Here is a 358-nt window from a genome sequence, read left to right as displayed (position 1 = left end):
AAAAGAAACCTATCGATTGACCATGGAAAAATTAGATCAATGGGCTGCTAAAAGCCGTTCTCCTCAAGAATAAAAAATATAGAAATAAACTAAAATAGGAACAGCCAAGCTGCTCCTATTTTTTATATGATCATTGATTTTATAATACTGAATAAAAAATTCCCTTTATATTAAAGTTTATCGAAACGCTTTAATATTCCTTCTAGCATTCTTGCGTGGCGCGCTTCATCCTTAGAAGATAAGTTAAAGTAATCCCTTGCAGAGAGAATTCCTAGTTCCTCCGCCTTGTCTGCCGCTTCTTTTTTACCGTTGTTTGCAAAGATTTCTCCCTCTAGCATCAGTTTTAGGTTGTCAAAAA

General features: G+C 34.6%; 1 pseudogene. It reads right to left on the bottom strand.

Annotation, left to right across the window (positions count from 1 at the left end):
• Positions 1 to 170: 170 nt before the first annotated feature.
• Positions 171 to 358, bottom strand: a pseudogene (locus RCF13_RS05130) (hypothetical protein); the annotation flags it as partial.

This window comes from Stenotrophomonas maltophilia group sp. RNC7 (genome assembly GCF_030910085.1).
Taxonomy (GTDB): domain Bacteria; phylum Pseudomonadota; class Gammaproteobacteria; order Xanthomonadales; family Xanthomonadaceae; genus Stenotrophomonas; species Stenotrophomonas sepilia.
Note: the sequence above shows the minus strand (reverse complement) of the source record. Positions and strands in the feature narration are given on the sequence as shown.